The 20,173-nt window shown below is 46.6% G+C and carries 18 protein-coding genes; 16 read left to right on the plus strand and 2 right to left on the minus strand.

Annotated elements, in window-relative coordinates:
* Positions 1–378 precede the first annotated feature (378 nt).
* The 9 genes from citZ to coaE all read left to right on the plus strand — a co-directional run bounded on the left by citZ (position 379) and on the right by coaE (position 11,702).
* The gene (citZ, locus tag ACWHAR_RS00950) at positions 379–1,497 is read left to right on the plus strand and encodes a citrate synthase (protein WP_003152453.1); all 1,119 of its coding nucleotides are present in this window, start codon (positions 379–381) and stop codon (positions 1,495–1,497) included.
* Between the two features lie 160 nt (positions 1,498–1,657).
* Positions 1,658–2,929 carry an NADP-dependent isocitrate dehydrogenase gene (gene icd, locus ACWHAR_RS00955; protein WP_032873698.1) on the plus strand — a complete coding sequence of 424 codons (1,272 nt, stop codon included), beginning with the start codon at positions 1,658–1,660 and terminating at the stop codon, positions 2,927–2,929.
* Between the two features lie 45 nt (positions 2,930–2,974).
* The gene (gene mdh, locus ACWHAR_RS00960; RefSeq protein ID WP_003152455.1) at positions 2,975–3,913 is read left to right on the plus strand and encodes a malate dehydrogenase; all 939 of its coding nucleotides are present in this window, start codon (positions 2,975–2,977) and stop codon (positions 3,911–3,913) included.
* Positions 3,914–4,128: 215 nt separating this feature from the next.
* Positions 4,129–4,851, plus strand: coding sequence for a response regulator transcription factor (locus tag ACWHAR_RS00965; protein ID WP_032873700.1), 723 nt, complete (start codon positions 4,129–4,131; stop codon positions 4,849–4,851).
* Positions 4,844–6,583, plus strand: a complete 1,740-nt coding sequence (pnpS, locus tag ACWHAR_RS00970) for a two-component system histidine kinase PnpS (protein WP_032873702.1) — start codon at positions 4,844–4,846, stop codon at positions 6,581–6,583. Before ACWHAR_RS00965 ends, pnpS begins: the two co-directional genes overlap by 8 nt.
* 246 nt (positions 6,584–6,829) lie before the next feature.
* Complete coding sequence (gene polA, locus ACWHAR_RS00975) at positions 6,830–9,469, plus strand: DNA polymerase I (RefSeq protein WP_032873704.1); 2,640 nt, start codon at positions 6,830–6,832, stop codon at positions 9,467–9,469.
* A gap of 24 nt (positions 9,470–9,493) precedes the next feature.
* A complete protein-coding gene (gene mutM, locus ACWHAR_RS00980; RefSeq protein WP_015417984.1) occupies positions 9,494–10,324 on the plus strand; it encodes a DNA-formamidopyrimidine glycosylase in 831 nt (276 codons plus the stop codon).
* A gap of 136 nt (positions 10,325–10,460) precedes the next feature.
* A complete protein-coding gene (gene ytaF / locus ACWHAR_RS00985; protein WP_032873706.1) occupies positions 10,461–11,093 on the plus strand; it encodes a sporulation membrane protein YtaF in 633 nt (210 codons plus the stop codon).
* Positions 11,094–11,108: 15 nt separating this feature from the next.
* On the plus strand, positions 11,109–11,702 hold the full coding sequence (coaE, locus tag ACWHAR_RS00990; RefSeq protein ID WP_032873708.1) for a dephospho-CoA kinase: 594 nt from the start codon (positions 11,109–11,111) through the stop codon (positions 11,700–11,702).
* A gap of 38 nt (positions 11,703–11,740) precedes the next feature.
* Here the strand turns inward: coaE and ACWHAR_RS00995 are convergent, their stop codons facing one another.
* Complete coding sequence (locus ACWHAR_RS00995; protein WP_003152464.1) at positions 11,741–12,583, minus strand: aldo/keto reductase; 843 nt, start codon at positions 12,581–12,583, stop codon at positions 11,741–11,743.
* Between the two features lie 58 nt (positions 12,584–12,641).
* Positions 12,642–13,841, minus strand: coding sequence for an MFS transporter (locus ACWHAR_RS01000; protein ID WP_032873710.1), 1,200 nt, complete (start codon positions 13,839–13,841; stop codon positions 12,642–12,644).
* A gap of 183 nt (positions 13,842–14,024) precedes the next feature.
* On the opposite strand from ACWHAR_RS01000, the gene ACWHAR_RS01005 reads away from it, so the two are divergent.
* From ACWHAR_RS01005 to ACWHAR_RS01035, 7 genes are all read left to right on the plus strand, one after another.
* Complete coding sequence (locus ACWHAR_RS01005) at positions 14,025–14,411, plus strand: winged helix-turn-helix transcriptional regulator (protein ID WP_003152469.1); 387 nt, start codon at positions 14,025–14,027, stop codon at positions 14,409–14,411.
* A 207-nt stretch (positions 14,412–14,618) separates the two neighbouring features.
* Positions 14,619–15,641 (plus strand): glyceraldehyde-3-phosphate dehydrogenase, encoded by a 1,023-nt coding sequence (locus tag ACWHAR_RS01010; protein WP_032873712.1) that lies wholly within the window; start codon positions 14,619–14,621, stop codon positions 15,639–15,641.
* A gap of 238 nt (positions 15,642–15,879) precedes the next feature.
* Entirely contained in the window at positions 15,880–16,260 is a 381-nt protein-coding gene (gene speD, locus ACWHAR_RS01015; protein WP_003152471.1) for an adenosylmethionine decarboxylase, read from the plus strand.
* 248 nt (positions 16,261–16,508) lie between these two features.
* A complete protein-coding gene (gene nrdR / locus ACWHAR_RS01020; protein ID WP_003152473.1) occupies positions 16,509–16,967 on the plus strand; it encodes a transcriptional regulator NrdR in 459 nt (152 codons plus the stop codon).
* Between the two features lie 111 nt (positions 16,968–17,078).
* Positions 17,079–18,488, plus strand: coding sequence for a replication initiation and membrane attachment family protein (locus ACWHAR_RS01025; RefSeq protein ID WP_032873715.1), 1,410 nt, complete (start codon positions 17,079–17,081; stop codon positions 18,486–18,488).
* A 24-nt stretch (positions 18,489–18,512) separates the two neighbouring features.
* Complete coding sequence (gene dnaI, locus ACWHAR_RS01030; protein ID WP_032873717.1) at positions 18,513–19,448, plus strand: primosomal protein DnaI; 936 nt, start codon at positions 18,513–18,515, stop codon at positions 19,446–19,448.
* 31 nt (positions 19,449–19,479) lie between these two features.
* A complete protein-coding gene (locus tag ACWHAR_RS01035) occupies positions 19,480–20,121 on the plus strand; it encodes a TVP38/TMEM64 family protein (RefSeq protein ID WP_032874139.1) in 642 nt (213 codons plus the stop codon).
* Positions 20,122–20,173: the final 52 nt, after the last annotated feature.

Genomic DNA, 20,173 nt, shown 5'->3' on the forward strand with positions numbered 1-20,173 from the left:
CGCCTGTCCTTTTAAAGTCACCTCCAAAACTCCCCCAATTGAAAACATGAGAATACATGGTTTTACAAAGCGCCTGAAAGCAAGCGATTAAATTTATCAACGCAAAACCTTGATATATAGGGCTTTTAAAACATTTTTAGTTAAAAGTCTACAAATTAATCAGATTATTGTTTATAATAAGAATAGGCTTAAACTTAAATAAGCTTATAAGAATTTGTTATATTCCTCTATAAGCATATCGGTTATGTAACCGCAATCAGTGAAATGTAAGCATTTTCTTAAAGGGGAAAGGGATTGTTTGCATGACTCATTTTAAGTAAGCCGTATGTTTTATATACTCTTTAAAGGGGAATTTTGATTGAAAAGGAGAGGTTGAATATGACAGCAACACGCGGTCTTGAAGGGGTTGTAGCAACAACATCATCTGTAAGCTCTATTATCGACGATACCCTTACATATGTAGGGTACGATATTGACGACTTGACAGAGAATGCAAGTTTTGAAGAAATCATTTATTTGCTGTGGCATCTGCGCCTGCCGAATAAAACGGAACTTGCTGAACTGAAAAAACAGCTTGCGAAAGAAGCTGCCGTTCCACAAGAAATCATTGAGCACTTCAAATCTTATCCCCTCAATAACGTACATCCAATGGCTGCGCTCCGGACGGCGATTTCATTACTCGGTCTGACTGACAGTGAAGCCGATGTCATGAATCCGGAAGCGAACTACAGAAAAGCCATCCGTCTGCAGGCGAAAGTGCCGGGCATTGTCGCCGCTTTCTCAAGAATCCGCAAAGGACTTGATCCTGTTGAACCGAAGGAAGAGTACGGAATCGCGGAGAACTTCCTTTACACCTTAAACGGTGAAGAGCCTTCTCCGATCGAAGTGGAAGCGTTTAACAAAGCGCTCATTCTTCATGCGGATCATGAGCTGAACGCATCAACATTTACGGCGAGAGTATGTGTCGCCACCTTATCTGATATTTACTCAGGCATCACTGCCGCCATCGGCGCTTTAAAAGGACCGCTTCACGGCGGAGCCAATGAAGCCGTCATGAAAATGCTGACAGAAATCGGCGAAGTGGAAAACGCCGAGCCTTATATCCGCAGCAAAATGGAGAAAAAGGAAAAAGTAATGGGCTTCGGACACCGTGTGTATAAGCATGGAGACCCGCGCGCCAAACACTTAAAAGAAATGAGCAAACGCCTGACGAATCTGACGGGTGAAAGCAAATGGTACGAGATGTCAATCCGTGTCGAAGAAATCGTGACGTCGGAGAAAAAACTCCCGCCTAACGTTGATTTCTATTCCGCATCTGTATACCACAGTCTCGGCATTGATCACGATCTGTTCACGCCGATCTTTGCGGTCAGCAGAATGTCAGGATGGATCGCCCATATTCTTGAACAGTACGATAACAACCGCCTCATCCGCCCGCGCGCTGACTACACGGGTCCGGATAAGCAGACTTTTGTTCCGATTGATGAAAGAGCCTGATCAAACGGGAGGCTGGTGATTTTCATGTCGTTAGCCTCTTGTTAATCAAGCCCGGATTGGTTTACAATTTTGATAGAATCTTGAGAAAAGTCATTTTATTTTCTATACAAGAAAAATAAAATGTTTTCTAAATATGAATTACATACTGGGAGGTAATATTGTGTCACAAGGTGAAAAAATTACAGTCTCTAATGGAGTATTAAACGTACCAAATAATCCGATTATCCCGTTTATTGAAGGCGACGGCACAGGCCCTGATATTTGGAACGCCGCTTCTAAAGTATTGGAAGCCGCTGTTGAAAAAGCATATAAAGGCGAGAAAAAAATCACGTGGAAAGAAGTTTATGCCGGTGAAAAGGCTTATAATAAAACAGGTGAGTGGCTTCCTGCCGAAACGCTGGAAGACATCAGAGAGTACTTCATCGCCATCAAAGGTCCTCTGACGACACCGGTCGGCGGCGGTATCCGTTCTCTGAACGTGGCGCTGAGACAGGAGCTTGATTTGTTTACGTGCCTGCGCCCTGTCAGATATTTCACGGGAGTGCCTTCTCCGGTTAAACGTCCTGAAGATACGAATATGGTCATTTTCCGCGAGAATACGGAAGATATTTACGCCGGAATTGAGTATGCGAAAGGTTCTGAAGAAGTTGAAAAGCTGATCAGCTTCCTGCAAAATGAAATGGGTGTTAACAAAATCCGTTTCCCTGAAACGTCAGGAATCGGCATCAAACCTGTTTCTGAAGAAGGCACAAGCCGCTTAGTCAGAGCTGCCATTGAGTATGCGATCGAAAACGGCCGTAAGTCTGTCACGCTTGTCCACAAAGGAAACATCATGAAGTTCACTGAAGGGGCATTTAAAAACTGGGGCTACGAGCTTGCCGAAAGAGAATACGGAGATAAAGTATTCACTTGGGCTGAATATGACCGCATTGTCGAAAAAGACGGAAAAGAAGCGGCTGATAAAGCGCAGAGCGACGCGGAAGCGGCAGGAAAAATCATCGTCAAAGACAGCATCGCTGATATTTTCCTTCAGCAGATCTTAACCCGTCCGAGCGAATTCGACGTCGTGGCGACAATGAACTTAAACGGAGACTATATCTCTGATGCGCTTGCCGCTCAGGTAGGCGGAATCGGAATCGCGCCGGGAGCGAACATCAACTATGAAACAGGGCATGCGATTTTCGAAGCGACTCACGGAACGGCTCCTAAGTATGCCGGCCTTGACAAAGTCAACCCGTCATCCGTCATCCTTTCAGGAGTGCTTCTTCTTGAACACCTGAACTGGAATGAGGCTGCTGACTTGATCATTAAATCTATGGAAAAAACGATTGCTTCAAAAGTAGTAACGTACGATTTTGCTAGATTAATGGACGGTGCAACTGAAGTGAAATGTTCAGAGTTTGGTGAAGAGCTAATCAAAAACATGGACTGAACCTAAAGCAGACTTCTAATGAAGCCAAAAAAGGAGAAGAGAATCATGGGAAAAACACGCAGTAAAGTTTCTGTTATCGGAGCAGGATTTACGGGAGCGACAACAGCCTTTCTTACAGCTCAAAAAGAGCTTGCAGACGTTGTGCTCGTTGATATTCCGCAATTAGAAAACCCGACAAAAGGAAAAGCGCTAGACATGCTCGAAGCAAGTCCGGTCCAAGGATTTGACGCGAAAATCACAGGCACGTCCAACTACGAGGACACAGCCGGTTCTGATATCGTCGTCATCACAGCCGGAATTGCGAGAAAACCGGGCATGAGCCGTGATGATCTCGTATCTACAAACGAAAAAATCATGAGAAGCGTCACACGTGAGATCGTGAAATATTCTCCTGACTGCATTATCGTTGTATTGACAAACCCTGTTGATGCGATGACATATGCGGTGTACAAAGAATCAGGCTTCCCGAAAGAACGCGTCATCGGACAATCCGGAGTGCTTGACACTGCGCGATTCAGAACATTCGTCGCTGAAGAATTAAACCTGTCTGTAAAAGATGTGACCGGTTTTGTTCTTGGCGGACACGGTGACGACATGGTTCCTCTCGTCCGTTATTCCTATGCGGGCGGCATTCCGCTTGAAACGCTTATCCCGAAAGACCGTCTTGATGCGATTGTAGAACGAACAAGAAAAGGCGGCGGGGAAATCGTCAACCTTCTCGGCAACGGAAGCGCCTACTACGCGCCTGCTGCGTCACTGACTGAAATGGTAGAAGCCATTTTGAAAGATCAGCGCCGCGTGCTTCCGACCATCGCTTACTTAGAAGGCGAATACGGTCATGAAGGCATTTACTTAGGCGTACCGACGATTATCGGAGGAAACGGCCTAGAGCAAATCATCGAGCTTGAACTGACAGACTATGAAAAAGCGCAGCTGAGTAAATCAGTTGAATCTGTCAAAAACGTGATGAAAGTATTGTCATAAGAAAAAAGGGAAGGCTTCCGAATCAGAAGCCTTCCTCTTTTTACAATTAATGAAAGCGTTTTCTTTTTCCCTGAGCGATCCTTTCTCTGAAAATGATCAAAAAGGCGAATTGTCTGAACGGGCAGTATTGGATAAAATGAAATCATAAAGTGATATGCAGCACATAAAATAGAGAAAATTGGATGTCGGGGAAAATAGACAGCGGAGGGCGCAGCATGAACAAAAAAATTTTAGTTGTAGATGATGAACAATCTATCGTTACTCTTTTACAGTATAATCTGGAACGGTCCGGCTATGATGTCATTACCGCATCAGACGGCGAAGAGGCTCTGGAGCAGGCAGAGAACGAAAACCCGGATTTAATCGTACTGGATGTCATGCTGCCGAAAGTGGACGGAATCGACGTCTGTAAACAGCTCAGACAGCAGAAAATGATGGTTCCGATCTTGATGCTGACAGCAAAAGATGAGGAGTTTGATAAGGTGCTGGGACTCGAGCTCGGAGCGGATGATTACATGACAAAGCCGTTCAGTCCGCGGGAAGTCACTGCGCGGGTGAAAGCCATTTTAAGAAGGGCTGACATTTCTTCGCTGTCATCACAAGGCAGAGAAGAGGAAAAGGACGGGCAGATCCTCATCGGCGAGCTGAAAATTCTTCCGGAGCATTACGAAGCGTACTTTAAGTCAGAACAGCTGGAATTGACGCCTAAAGAATTTGAACTGCTTCTGTATTTGGGAAAACATAAGGGAAGAGTGCTGACGAGAGATCTTCTGCTGAGCGCGGTCTGGAACTATGATTTTGCCGGGGATACCCGGATTGTTGACGTTCATATCAGTCATCTGCGCGACAAAATCGAATCAAATACCAAAAAACCGATCTATATTAAAACAATCAGAGGTTTGGGGTATAAACTGGAGGAGCCAAAAATGAATGAATAAAGTCCGTGTGCGTCTGTTCGCTTTACTCGTTGTATGTATCATATTGGTTTTCAGTGTTCTCGGCCTTTTTTTACAGCAGCTTATTTCTTCATCCGCTGAAGAAAGAACGGCGGATCAGCTGAAAAAGGAATCGGTATACATAGCGGGTCTTCTTGACACCGGCCGAATCGGCAATAAAAGCAATGAAACGGTAATCCGTGACGCCGGCCGCACCCTCGGTATAAACGTCTCCGTGCTCAACGAGAAGGGTGACGCCGTATATCATTCCGGCAGTCATGCTGATGATTCAGCCGTAAAGGAGTTCATTTCTCACAATAAAAGCGAGGAAGCCGTACAGTCGAAAAACAAAGTCATCCGCGGCACTGCCGTAAAAAATGACGCCGGGAAAATTGCGGGGTATGTACTCGTTTCCTCTGAGATCAACGGCGGTTCAAGTGTTACCGGAGAAATGTGGGGCATGCTGGCAGCAAGTCTTTGTACCGCTTTTATCATTATCGTTTTCTTTTATACAAACATGACGTCCCGTTACAAAAAATCAATCGACGCCGCGACAAAGGTGGCGACGGAGCTGTCCAAAGGGAATTACGACGCCCGCTCCTACAGCGGCTACGCAAGGCGGTCGGACCGTCTCGGGCGTGCGATGAACAGCCTGGCGGTCGATTTAATGGAAATGACGAGAACGCAGGATATGCAGCGCGATCGTCTGCTAACCGTTATTGAAAATATCGGATCCGGTTTGATTTTAATAGACGGGAGAGGTTTTATCAATCTCGTGAACCGGTCATATACGAAGCAGTTTCATACAAAGCCTGAACGTCTGCTTCGGCGCCTTTACCATGATGCGTTTGAACATGAGGAGATCATTCGGCTTGTCGAAGACATTTTTATGACGGAGACGAAAAAATGCCAGTTGCTCAGACTTCCCATCAATATTGAGCGGCGCTACTTTGAAGTTGACGGCGTTCCGATCATGGGCCCCGACGATGAATGGAAGGGCATCGTCCTCGTCTTTCACGATATGACGGAAATTAAAAAATTGGAGCAGATGAGAAAGGACTTCGTCGCCAATGTCTCCCATGAACTGAAAACACCGATCACCTCGATTAAAGGATTTACGGAAACACTGTTAGACGGAGCGATGAAAGACGAAAAGGCGCTTTCAGACTTTCTGTCTATCATTCTGAAAGAAAGTGAGCGGCTCCAATCTCTCGTGCAGGATTTATTGGATTTATCCAAGATGGAGCAGCAAAACTTTACGATGCGCGTAGAGTCCTTTGATGCTGCAAAAATTCTGCATGAAATTGAAGCGCTTTTGCGGCATAAGGCTGAGGAAAAAGGCATCAGCTTTCAGCTCGATCTCCCGGAAGAGCCGATTTTTGTGACGGGTGACGCGCACAGGCTAAAGCAGGTGTTTTTGAATCTGGCGAACAATGCCCTGACCTACACGCCTGAAAAAGGGACAGTGGGGATTTCGGTACATGTGAAAGAAACCGTTGTCGATATCAAAGTGTCCGATACGGGAATCGGCATTCAGAAGGAAGAGATCCCGCGGATATTTGAGAGATTCTACCGCGTGGATAAAGACAGAAGCCGCAACTCGGGAGGAACCGGGCTCGGCCTCGCCATCGTGAAGCACTTAATAGAAGCCCATGAAGGTAAAATCGAGGTCACAAGCGAGCCGGGACAGGGCACTGTATTTACCGTGACGCTGAAGCGGCAGCCGGAAGCGTGATCAGCTTTACAAAGGATTAACAATTTCTTCATGACCTGTTAAACCTATCTTGTTAGGATATAACAGAACCCCTTCATCCAAGGAGCCAATTTTGACGGCGGGAACGTGTTTTCTTGTTCCCGTCCTTTTTTGCGTTTTCGCAGGGTTCGCTCATTTTCCTTTCAAATTGAACTTTGTTAAAATAAGAGGAGCTGTGAGATTAAAAAATAGAGGAATGACGAGCTTTTGCTCTTAGGAGGATATTGAATGACGGAACGAAAAAAATTAGTGCTTGTCGACGGAAACAGTCTGGCATACCGGGCGTTTTTTGCATTGCCGCTTTTAAGCAATGAAAAAGGCATTCATACAAATGCCGTATACGGGTTTGCGATGATTTTAATGAAAATGCTGGAAGATGAAAAGCCGACCCACATGCTGGTGGCTTTTGATGCGGGAAAAACCACTTTCCGCCACAGCACGTTTAAAGAATATAAAGGCGGAAGACAAAAAACGCCGCCGGAGCTTTCAGAACAGATGCCGTTCATCCGCGAGCTCCTTGATGCCTATAACATCAGCCGCTACGAGCTTCCTGAATATGAAGCGGACGATATTATCGGCACCCTTGCCGTATCTGCTGAAAAAGACGGCTTCGAAGTAAAGGTAGTGTCGGGGGACAAGGACTTAACCCAGCTTGCAACCGGGAAAACGACCGTTGCCATTACGAGAAAAGGCATTACCGACGTGGAAGATTACACGCCGGAGCACGTGCAAGAAAAGTACGGTCTGACCCCTTTGCAAATCATTGATATGAAGGGATTAATGGGGGATTCATCCGATAATATACCGGGCGTCCCCGGCGTCGGAGAAAAAACCGCGATTAAGCTCTTAAAGCAGTTCCATTCGGTTGAGAAACTGCTTGATTCCATTGATGAAGTCAGCGGAAAAAAATTAAAAGAAAAGCTTGAAGAATATAAGGAACAAGCCCTGATGAGCAAAGAGCTGGCGACGATTATGACAAATGCGCCGATTGAAGTCAAGCCCGAAGATTTAGATTACAAAGGGTTTGACCGTGAACAAGTTGTTGCCATTTTTAAAGACCTCGGTTTTAATACGCTTCTTGAGCGGCTCGGTGAAGAAAGCGGGGAAACGGCGGAAGAAAATTTTGAAGACATCAATGTCGAAACGGCAGAAGAAATCACCGAAGATATGCTCGTTTCGCCGTCCGCTTTGGTCGTCGAACAAATCGGTGATAACTATCACGAAGAACCGATCCTCGGCTTTTCCATCGTGAATGAAACAGGTCTTTATTATATTCCGAAAGAAATCGCCATTCAGTCTGAAGCTTTTAAATCTTGGGCTGAAGATGAATCGATGAAAAAATGGGTGTTCGACAGCAAACGTTCCGTCGTCGCTTTGCGCTGGCAGGGAATTGAGCTGAAGGGAACGGAATTTGACGCGCTTCTTGCTGCCTACATTATAAACCCGGGCAATTCGTACGACGATGTCGCGAGCGTAGCGAAAGAATACGGGCTGAATATCGTTTCAAAAGATGAAGCGGTATACGGAAAAGGCGCAAAGCGCGCTATTCCGGCTGAAAAAGAGCTTGCTGATCATCTCGCGCGGAAAGCGTCTGCCGTTAACAGCCTTCGTGACAAACTGCTTGACGCTTTGGAAGAAAATAATCAGCTTGAATTATATGAAGATCTCGAACTCCCGCTTGCGCTTATTCTCGGAGAAATGGAATCAATGGGCGTCAAAGTGGATGTTGAAAGACTGAAGCGAATGGGCGAAGAGCTCAAGGCGAAGCTGAAAGAATATGAAGAAAAAATCCATGACATCGCCGGTGAACCGTTTAACATCAATTCACCAAAACAGCTCGGCGTCATTCTGTTTGAAAAACTCGGCCTGCCGCCAGTAAAGAAAACAAAAACAGGCTATTCCACTTCAGCCGATGTGCTTGAGAAGCTCGCCGACAAACATGATATCGTCGCGTACATTCTGCAATACAGACAAATCGGCAAACTCCAATCGACTTATATTGAAGGGCTGCTGAAGGTCACGCGCAAGGATTCTCATAAGGTGCATACACGATTCAATCAGGCGTTGACTCAAACCGGACGCCTCAGCTCAACGGATCCGAACCTGCAAAATATTCCGATCCGGCTGGAGGAAGGGCGGAAAATCCGTCAGGCTTTCGTACCGTCCGAACCGGACTGGCTTATTTTCGCCGCCGATTATTCACAAATTGAATTAAGGGTGCTTGCGCATATTTCAAAAGATGAAAATCTGATCGAGGCGTTTACGAATGACATGGACATTCACACAAAAACCGCCATGGACGTGTTTCATGTCAGTGAAGATGAAGTGACACAAGCGATGCGCCGCCAGGCAAAGGCCGTCAATTTCGGCATTGTTTACGGCATCAGTGATTACGGACTATCACAAAACCTCGGCATCACCCGGAAAGAAGCGGGCGCTTTTATAGACCGCTATTTGGAGAGCTTCCCGGGCGTCAAGGCATATATGGAAGAATCGGTGCAGGAAGCGAAGCAAAAAGGATATGTCACGACACTTATGCAGCGCCGCCGCTATATTCCTGAGCTGACCAGCCGCAACTTCAACCTGCGGAGCTTTGCGGAACGGACGGCCATGAATACGCCGATTCAGGGAAGCGCCGCCGATATTATTAAAAAAGCCATGATTGACATGGCAGCTGAGCTGAAAGAAAAAAACTTGAAGGCACGACTGCTGCTTCAGGTGCACGATGAATTGATTTTTGAAGCGCCTAAGGAAGAAATTGAAATATTAGAGAAGCTGGTTCCTGAAGTGATGGAGCATGCTTTGGCGTTAGACGTGCCGCTGAAGGCGGATTATGCTTCAGGGCCGTCTTGGTACGATGCAAAATAAACAGAGAAAAAGGAAGTGATGATTGTGCCGGAATTACCAGAAGTTGAAACGGTCCGGCGCACTCTGACCGGTCTTGTGAAGGGGAAAACGATTGAATCGGCGGATATCAGATGGCCGAATATCATCAAAAAACCCGCCGAGCCGGAGGAATTCGCGCGGCAGATTGCAGGAGAAACCATCCGATCCATCGGAAGAAGGGGAAAGTTTTTGCTTTTCCATCTGGATCATTATGTCATGGTGTCCCACCTGCGGATGGAGGGGAAATACGGCCTTCATCAGGCCGATGAGCCTGACGATAAACATGTGCACGTCGTGTTTCACATGACGGACGGAACACAGCTCCGCTACAGGGATGTCCGGAAATTCGGCACGATGCATTTGTTTGCGCCGGGAGAGGAATTGAATGCATTACCGCTTTCACAGCTCGGGCCCGAACCCGATGATGAAGCATTTACCGCTGCTTATTTAAAAGAGCGGCTTGCAAAAACGAACCGCGCGGTGAAAACAGCCCTGCTCGACCAAAAAGCGGTCGTCGGCCTCGGCAATATTTATGTCGATGAAGCTTTATTCCGGGCGCGTATTCATCCTGAGACAAAAGCGAACAGTCTGTCAGACGGGCAGATAAAAACGCTTCATACAGAAATTAAAGACACCCTTCAGGAAGCGATTGACGCGGGCGGGAGCACCGTCCGGTCTTATATCAATTCTCAAGGGGAGATCGGAATGTTTCAGCTCAAACATTACGTATACGGCAAAAAGGATGAACCGTGCAAAACGTGCGGCACGATGATTTCTAAAATCGTGGTCGGCGGAAGGGGGACGCATTTTTGCGCCCGCTGCCAAAAAAAATCATAAACTGAAGCTGTACAAGCAGGCGGCAGCAGAATGACTTTTTTCTAACACAGTTGATGACCTTTCTCCATATATATATTGTGATTCACCCAATAGGCATATGTCACAATTGCCGATCAAGAGAAAGGGAGAAACGGATATGGAGATTGCTTCTTTGCTGCTTTTGGCTTTTGCTGTCAGCTTGGACAGTTTTTCAGTCGGGTTTACGTATGGTTTGAGAAAAATGAAAATCCCGTTCAAAGCGATTGCCGTGATCGCTTGCTGTTCAGCCTCTGTGATGTTTATATCCATGCTGATCGGCCATTTTCTGACAAAGATTTTTCCCGTATCCGTCACGGAAAAACTGGGCGGGCTGATCTTAATCGGAATCGGGGCATGGGTCATCTGGCAATTTTTTAAACCGGCTAAAGAGCCGGATTACTTATTGCATGAAAAAACGCTACTTAATCTTGAAGTGAAATCGCTCGGCATCGTCATTCACATTTTGAAAAAACCGACCAGCGCCGATATTGATCAATCCGGAACCATTAACGGAGTCGAGGCGCTTCTGCTCGGTATCGCCTTATCCATTGACGCGTTTGGCGCCGGGCTGGGATCGGCCATTCTCGGCTTTTCTCCGGTTATGATGAGCGTGACTGTCGGGCTGATGAGCTCGCTGTTTGTTTCACTCGGCATAAACGCGGGGCATTTGCTTTCAAGATGGAATTGGATAGATAAAATGACATTTTTGCCGGGAGTCCTGCTGATTATCATCGGGATTTGGAAAATGTAAGAAGGAGTGGGCTTTTTGAGCTTGGTCATCGGTTTAACGGGAGGCATCGCAAGCGGCAAAAGCACGGTAGCGCGTATGCTGATCGACAAAAAAATAACAGTCATTGATGCGGATGTCATCGCAAAACAGGCGGTGGAAAAAGGAATGCCGGCTTACGGACAAATTGTGGAAGCATTCGGAAAAGACATCCTGCTGGAAAATGGCGATATTGACAGAAAAAAACTCGGTTCTATCGTTTTCACTGACGAACAGAAGCGTCTGAAGCTGAATCAGATCGTTCATCCGGCGGTACGTGCGGAAATGCTGAAACAGCGGGATGAAGCCGTTGCGAGAAAAGAGCAGTTCGTCGTTTTGGATATACCGCTTTTGTATGAAAGCGGGCTTGATTATCTTGTCGGCAAGGTGCTCGTCGTCACCGTACCGGCAGACATTCAGCTCAAACGGCTGATGGAGCGGAATTCCCTTACAGAAGAAGAAGCGATGAGCCGGATAACGTCGCAAATGCCTTTAGCGGACAAAACAAAAAAAGCTGACGCCGTCATTGATAACAGCGGCAGTCTTGAATATACAAAGCACCAGCTTGAGGAAGTATTGAGCGGCTGGGCATAAACAAACACCGCTCGGAAAGCCGAACGGTGTTTTTCTGGTTAAAAATCAAAATTGTCAGGGTCAGGACCGACACGGAGGTTTTCGTTCAGATCATCAATCCGCTTCATATCGTCAGCTGACAGTTCGAAATCAAAGACATTTGCATTTTCTTCAATACGGTGTTTTTTAGTTGATTTCGGAATGGTGATGACACCGTTTTGCAAATCCCAGCGCAAAATCACTTGAGCGGCTGATTTGCCGTACTTCTCAGCGATCTCCTGTAAGACGGGATGATCAAGCAGCTGCCCTTGCATCAATGGCGACCACGCTTCAAGCTGAATGCCTTGTTCAGTGCAGAAAGCAAGCAGTTCTTTCTGTGTCAGACGCGGGTGGTACTCCACCTGGTTGATCATCGGCTTGATTTCCGTTTCTTTCATGAGATGTTTCAGATGGTGAATTTGGAAATTGCTGACCCCGATCGCCTTGATGCGTCCATCCCTGTAGAGGGTTTCGAGCGCCCGCCACGCATCGATGTACTTTCCTTCGACAGGCCAATGAATCAAATATAAATCCAAATAATCTAAACCGAGTTTTTCTAAGCTTGTGTCAAACGCTTTTAACGTTTCTTCATATCCTAAATCGGCATTCCACACTTTTGACGTGACAAAAATGTCTTCACGTTTTAATCCCGCTTCTTGCAGTCCTTGGCGGATGCCTTCGCCGACACCCTCTTCATTTCCGTAAATCGCGGCGGTATCAACGCTGCGATAGCCGTGCACCAATGCCGTTTTCACCGCGTTGACGAGTTCCGCGCCTTCCTCTACTTTGAAAACGCCGATGCCGAACCAAGGCATCTCTACTCCGTTATGCAATGTTGCTTTTGCTTGTAAATGTGTTGTCATGTATATATTCCTCCTATTAGTTGTCTGTTGAAACAATCAAAATGCGCTGAAGAAAAACTCACCTCCTTTCAAGAGCAGTGCGATCCCGCTTTTCAAGCTTCCTGCTCCATCCGGTTAATACGACCGCGCTGAGCACCATCAGCGCCCCGATCCAAGCGGTATGAATGATTCCGATTGAGTCTGTAATGATTCCGCCGGCAAACGAGCCGATCGCGATTCCGGCATTGAATGCCGCGATGTTTAAGGCTGATGCTGTATCAACGGCGCTTGGCGCAAAACGTTCACTCAGCATCACAACATATACCTGAAGCCCCGGCACATTCATAAACGCCAACAGCCCCATGAAAATAATGGTGATCAGCCCGGCTGTTTTAAACGGCGCGGTAAAAGTCAGAACAAACAGCACAGCAGCCTGGACAATGAACATATAAAACAAGGCTTTCAGCGGATTCCGGTTTGATAAACGGCCTCCAATCATGTTTCCGATAGCAATCGCAATTCCGTAAATGAGCAGGATGGCCGCGACGGTTTCTTTCTGAAAACCGGTTACCTCCTGAAGAAGCGGAGATAAATACGTAAACACGACAAACGTTCCGCCGTAGCCTAACGCGGTAATAATAAATAAAAGCAATAACCGGCCGTTTGTGACGAGTTTGACCTGCTCGGAAAATGCGGTTTTCGTCCCTTTACGCAAATGCGACGGAACGAGAAGCGCGTTTGTGAGGAATGCGATGATTCCTACCGCCACAATGACGGCAAATGCGATTCTCCAGCCGAATTGCTGGCCGAGATAGGTGCCGAACGGAACGCCGGTCACCGTAGCCACCGTCAGCCCCGTAAACATAATGGAAATCGCGCTTGCTCTTTTATGCTCCGGCACGATATTGGCGGCGATTGTTGCCCCGATTGACATGAAAATGCCGTGGGAAAAAGCCGAAATAACCCGTGCCGCCAGTAAGACGCCGATTGAGGAAGCGCTCGCTGCGAGTGTATTTCCGGCGATAAAAATTAACATCACCCAGAGCAGCAGCGTTTTCCGTGACATGCCGGATGTGAGAGATGTTAAAACCGGCGCGCCGATCGTTACGCCCAGAGCATACATGGAAACGGTAAGCCCCGCCGTTGTCACAGGTATATGCAGATCTTGAGATATAAGCGGCAGCAGCCCGACGCTGATAAATTCGGTTGTGCCGATCGCAAAAGCGCTGACGGCTAATGCCAGCAGCGCTGGTAAATAGCTTTGGCGATGTGAAGACATCTGTTTTCCTCCTTGAACGATAATGTATGGTTGAAATGATGCCGGGTAAACGATATAAGTATAAGAGTACATTCCTTTTCAGCCGGCAAATGTCATTATGATCGATAGAAGTGTCATTGAAAAGAACGTACTTTTAAGTGCCATAGGCACTTTTTAGTTCCTATAGATGAGGAGGAATTACCGTTGCTGAAGAAAAAATACAATATATCCGTAGAAGCGGCGCTTGAAGTGATCGGCGGAAAATGGAAGTGTGTGATCCTCTGCCACCTCATGCGCGGGAAAAAACGGACAAGCGAATTGAAGCGGCTTATGCCGGACATCACCCAGAAGATGCTGACACAGCAATTGCGGGAGCTGGAAGCTGACGGCGTCATCAACCGGATCGTGTACAATCAGGTGCCGCCGAAAGTGGAATACGAGCTGAGTGAATACGGGCACAGTCTGGAAAGAATTTTAAACGCGCTGTGCGACTGGGGCGCGATGCATATTGCTAAACGGTACGGCGAGGTGTCTTCCGTTTTAGAGGACAGCATTTTAAATGACAAATTCAAAGAACCGGGACAAATATAAGAAAAAAGCAGGCAGCCTGAGACGCTGATCCTGCTTTTTTTATGGAAGAAAGATCATTTTATATGCAAAAAAACCGATTGAACAACATATTGATCGGTATAAGGGTGGATTTTTATCAAGTTGTACTGGCGGATTTCTTTTAATGTGTTATACTATATATAAATAAAGGTAAATTAGAGTGGCATATTAAAAAGGGGTGACCTGAGTATGAAGGTAAATGTAGCAATCAACGGGTTTGGAAGAATCGGAAGAATGGTGTTCAGAAAAGCAATGGAAGATGATCAAATTCAAATAACAGCCATTAATGCAAGCTATCCCCCGGAAACGCTTGCTCATTTGATAAAGTATGACACAATTCACGGCAAATACGATCAAGAAGTTGAGACCTCCGACGACAGTCTGATCGTCAATGGAAAACATATTATGCTGTTCAATCGCCGGGACCCGAGAGAGCTTCCGTGGAAAGAATGCGGAATAGACATCGTCGTAGAGGCAACGGGGAAATTTAATTCAAAAGAAAAAGCAATGAGCCATATTGAAGCAGGAGCGAAAAAAGTTATTTTAACGGCTCCGGGCAAAAATGAAGACGTTACCATTGTCATGGGAGTAAATGAAGAGCAGTTCAATCCCGATGAACATGTCATTATTTCAAATGCATCCTGCACGACAAACTGTCTTGCGCCGGTCGTCAAAGTGCTTGATCAGGAATTCGGGATTGAAAGCGGCCTGATGACGACTGTTCACGCTTACACGAATGATCAAAAAAATATCGACAATCCGCATAAAGATCTGCGGAGGGCGAGAGCGTGCGGAGAATCCATCATTCCGACTTCTACAGGCGCCGCCAAAGCGCTGTCGCTCGTGCTGCCTCATTTGAAAGGAAAACTTCACGGTCTTGCTTTGCGTGTTCCCGTTCCGAATGTGTCATTAGTGGACCTTGTCTGCGATCTGAAAACAGATGTGTCGGCCGAGCAAGTGAACGCCGCTTTCCAAAGAGCCGCAAAAACGTCGATGTACGGAATTCTTGATTATTCGGATGAGCCGCTCGTTTCTTCGGATTATAATACGAATTCACACTCTGCGATCATCGACGGACTGACAACGATGGTGATGGAAGGCCGAAAAGTAAAGGTGCTCGCCTGGTATGACAATGAATGGGGATATTCCTGCCGGGTCGTTGATCTTATCCGTCATGTCGCCGCGCGAATGAAACACCCGTCAGCTGTGTAGACTAAAGATCATGGACATTTGTTAGAAAAAAACCCTTAACGGCATATTCGCAAAAAACACACCTTGCAAAATAAACTTAAACACAGTATACTATCTTTCGTGAACTTCTTGCTCGTGACTGCTTCGGAATTACTTAAAGGGTTAGGACCTCTCCGGACTAACTTTCCCCCGTGGTAAATGGCCGGGTCAGTTCTCGGAAATTCACTTTTTTAATTCTTGTTAAGGGGGGTCCATGATTATGGAAACAATGGGGCGTCACGTCATCTCCGAGCTGTGGGGATGCGATTTTGATAAGCTCAATGACATGGATTTTATTGAAAAAACGTTTGTAAATGCTGCTTTGAAATCAGGAGCTGAAGTGCGTGAGGTCGCATTTCACAAATTTGCACCGCAAGGCGTAAGCGGAGTCGTTATCATCTCTGAGTCACATTTAACGATTCACAGTTTTCCTGAACACGGATATGCAAGCATTGATGTTTATACTTGTGGAGACCTGGATCCTAATGTGGCTGCGGATTACATTGCGGACGCATTACATGCAGATACAAGAGAAAACATTGAAATACCGAGAGGAATGGGGCCTGTACAGATTAAACAGGCACAAGCGAAAGTACTGTAATTTTCAAAACGCAAACACAAGGGAGCTAAGCTGAAAAAGCCATTACGCGCTTTGAAGCTGATGCTCCTTTTCTAATGTAAAAAAACAGCATTGCTTTTTCTTTAAGCATTTTTTTTGTAAAATAGAAAAGATAAGGCCGGTCTATCGGCTCTCCCAACAAATAGGCTCATCCTAGAAACGTTGGCGGGCATTTACCGGAAGCTTGCGAACCGCATTACAGCAACGAAACAGATGGGAGCTGATCCAATTTGAAATGTCCTTCATGCCAGCATAACGGTTCCCGCGTACTTGATTCACGGCCTGCGGACGAAGGGAAATCAATCCGCAGAAGGCGGGAATGCGAAGCCTGCCATTACCGCTTCACTACATTTGAGAAGTTTGAAGAGATGCCTCTGATCGTCGTGAAAAAAGAAGGCGTCCGGGAAGAATTCAGCCGTGAAAAAATGCTGCGCGGGTTAATTAAAGCTTGTGAAAAAAGGCCCGTTCCTTTAAAAACATTGGAAGACATGTGCTTTGATATTGAAAAAGAGCTGAGAAACCAAGGCGTATCTGAAGTCAAAAGCGAACTTGTCGGAGAAATGGTAATGGACCGTCTGGCGAAAATCGATGAGGTGTCTTATGTCCGCTTTGCCTCCGTCTACCGGCAGTTTAAGGATATAAACGTGTTTATCGATGAATTGAAAGATTTAATAAAGAAAGAACGCTGAGAGAGCTAAGAGATTGTGTCTGGCTCTTTTCTCATGAGCAAAATTGGCATTTGATAGATCGCAGAAACGGTGTAAAATGAGAGTAGAAACATATCGGAAGGTTTGAGAATCATGGCTGACTATTGGAATGACGTATTGCCTGTAGATCCTTATACGGTCAAAAGCCGTTCGCTTCTTCAGGATGTCGACAGACAGGTTTTGACACATCTGTACCAGCCGCTGATCGGTTCTTTTGCATTCTCCCTTTATATGACCTTATGGGGGGAGCTTGAGCAGAACCGCTTGTGGGGAGCGGAATCCACGCACAGGCAGCTGATGGGCATGATGCAGTCAAATTTAAAAAAGATTCATCATGAACAGGGAAAGCTTGAAGGAATCGGGCTGCTGAAAGTGTATATCCGGGAGTCCGAGCAAAAAGAGCGGATGTTTATTTATGAGCTGCTTCCCCCGCTCAGACCGAATGATTTTTTTGAAGACGGCATGCTGAATGTCTTTCTTTATAACAGAGTCGGTAAAACGAAATACCAGCAGCTGAGACAATTTTACACGCATCCTTCCGTCGGCGCGGACGCAAGGGAAATTACCCGTCCGTTTAATCACGCCTTTGCCTCTTTTCAGCCGAGTGAATGGAAAATGACGCCTGATATGGAAGAGGCGATGAAGCTCCCCGAGGACTATGAGACGGCGTCTGTCGGACAAGCGCCTTCCTATACGGTGACGGAGGAAGTGTTTGATTTTGAGCTTTTCATGGCGGGACTGTCAGAAACGATGATACCGCGTAAATCAATCACACAGGACGTGCGGGAGAGCATTAAAAAGCTTTCATATTTATACGGAATAGATCCTATCTCCATGCAGCACGTCGTCATGACCGCAATTAATGAACAAGATACGATAACGGCCGAAGCGCTGAGGAAAGCGGCCAGCGACTGGTACCAAATTGAAAGAAGCGGGAAGCTTCCGGAACTGATTGATAAAACACAGCCTGTCACCTTGAGAGAAAACCGGACGGAAAAGGACGATTCATTGAACGGCGAACTCATCGCACAGCTTGAGACCATATCACCGAGAAAGCTTCTTCAGGACATTGCGGACGGGACCGAGCCGTCAAAAGCCGACTTGCAGATTATCGCCGATATTATGTTCGAACAAAAGCTTGAGCCCGGCGTCACCAATGTGCTGATTTATTATGTCATGCTGAAAACGGATATGAAGCTGTCCAAAAACTATATCCAAAAAATCGCCGCCCACTGGGCCAGAAAGAAAGTCAAAACGGTACGGGAAGCAATGAAGCTCGCAATAGAAGAGCACAGGCAATATCTTGATTGGGCGGACGGCAAAACAAACGGCGCGGCGCGCAGCAAAAAAACCGTCCGGGAAGAAAAGCGCCCTGATTGGATGAAAGAAGAAGAAACCGGGAAGAAACAAGAACAGCCGGCTCTTTCCGCGCAGGATCTTGAAGAACAGAAGAAAAAAATGATGGAAGAAATGAAAAAACTGAAAAAATACTCTGCCTATTGAGACAGAGAAGCGGGGTGATATTGAATGGAACCGATCAGCCGATCATTAGAAGGCGTGACGAAAAGACCTGACTTTCAAAAACGCCTGGAACGAATGCAGCAGCAAGTCATGGCCGACGAAGACGTCCAGGCTTTTTTGAAGGAACAGAAAGATGTAATCAATCAAAGCATGATTGACAGAGGATTAAATAAACTGTACGAATTCGTTCAGCAAAGCAAGCAGTGCGCCTTCTGTTCGAAAGACAGCCGGACGAACAGCCTGCTTGAAGGCTATCATCCGAAGCTTGTGATCAACGGGCGTTCCATCGATATTGAATATTACGAATGTCCGGAAAAGAGAAAGCTCGACCGCCAGAAAAGGCAAAAGTCCCTGATGAAGAGCATGTATATCCAGCAGGATCTTCTCGGCGCGACGTTTCAGCAGATCGACATTACCGATCCGAGCAGAGTCGGCATTTTCCAGCATGTGACGGATTTTCTGAAGAGCTATAATGAAACGGGAAAAGGCAAAGGGCTGTACCTGTACGGAAAATTCGGAATCGGAAAGACATTTATTTTAGCCGCCATTGCTAACGAACTGGCGGAAAAAGAGTATTCATCAATGATCGTATATGTTCCCGAATTTGTCAGAGAGCTGAAAAACTCGCTCCAGGATCAGTCATTGGAGGCGAAACTGAATATGGTAAAAACGACGCCCGTACTGATGCTTGATGACATCGGAGCGGAGTCAATGACAAGCTGGGTCAGAGATGAGGTCATCGGCACCGTGCTTCAGCACAGAATGAGCCAGCAGCTTCCCACTTTCTTCTCGTCTAATTTTTCACCAGACGAGCTGAAGCATCATTTTACGTATTCACAGCGGGGAGAAAAGGAAGAAGTAAAAGCGGCAAGACTGATGGAGCGGATTTTATATTTGGCTTCGCCCATCCGTCTTGACGGGGAAAACCGCCGCCGTTCATGATGCCGGCGTCCAATGGGAAGGATTTGAGGGAATGAGGAATAAGAAGGCTGTCACTTGGGCTGCGGCTGCGGCGGGAGCGGGCCTTTTGCTGTGGGCAAACCGCAAATATCTGAATCTGTCGCCTAAGGAGATCCGGCTGTGGGTATTATCGTTCGGTATTTTTGCGCCGCTTGTGTTTATCGGAATTTCCATCGTCAGGCCTTTTGTGCTGTTTCCCGTATCAATCGTTTCCGTCGCCGGAGGATTGGCGTTCGGCCCGTTTTTCGGCACCGTGTATACGCTGGCGGGCTCAATGGGCGCTGCCGCCGCGTCTTTTTTTGCGGCGTGGCTGTTTGCCTTTAATGAGAAAAACCGTCATGGAAAAATGGAAGCCATTCAAAAGCAGATGAAAACCAATGGCTTCTTTTATATTTTTATCCTGCGCATTCTGCCTGTTAACTTTGATGTGATCAGCTATGCCGCGGGCCTATCGAAAGTCAGGCCGATGACGTATTTTTTGGCGACCGCAGCGGGCATCATTCCGGGGACGATCGTCCTGAATGTGCTCGGCGCGAGCTTTATGTCCGGCAATGTGCTGACCGTACTCTGCGTGATCTGTCTTTACATCGTATTTTTATCGCTTCCCGTTATATTTAAAAAGAAGGTGCGCCATTTGTTCGGCGGTGAAAGCTAACCTTTACGTCTATTTTAAAAACATCCCCCATATACTTGTAACAGATGCCGTA

Source organism: Bacillus sp. LR--39, assembly GCF_053613335.1.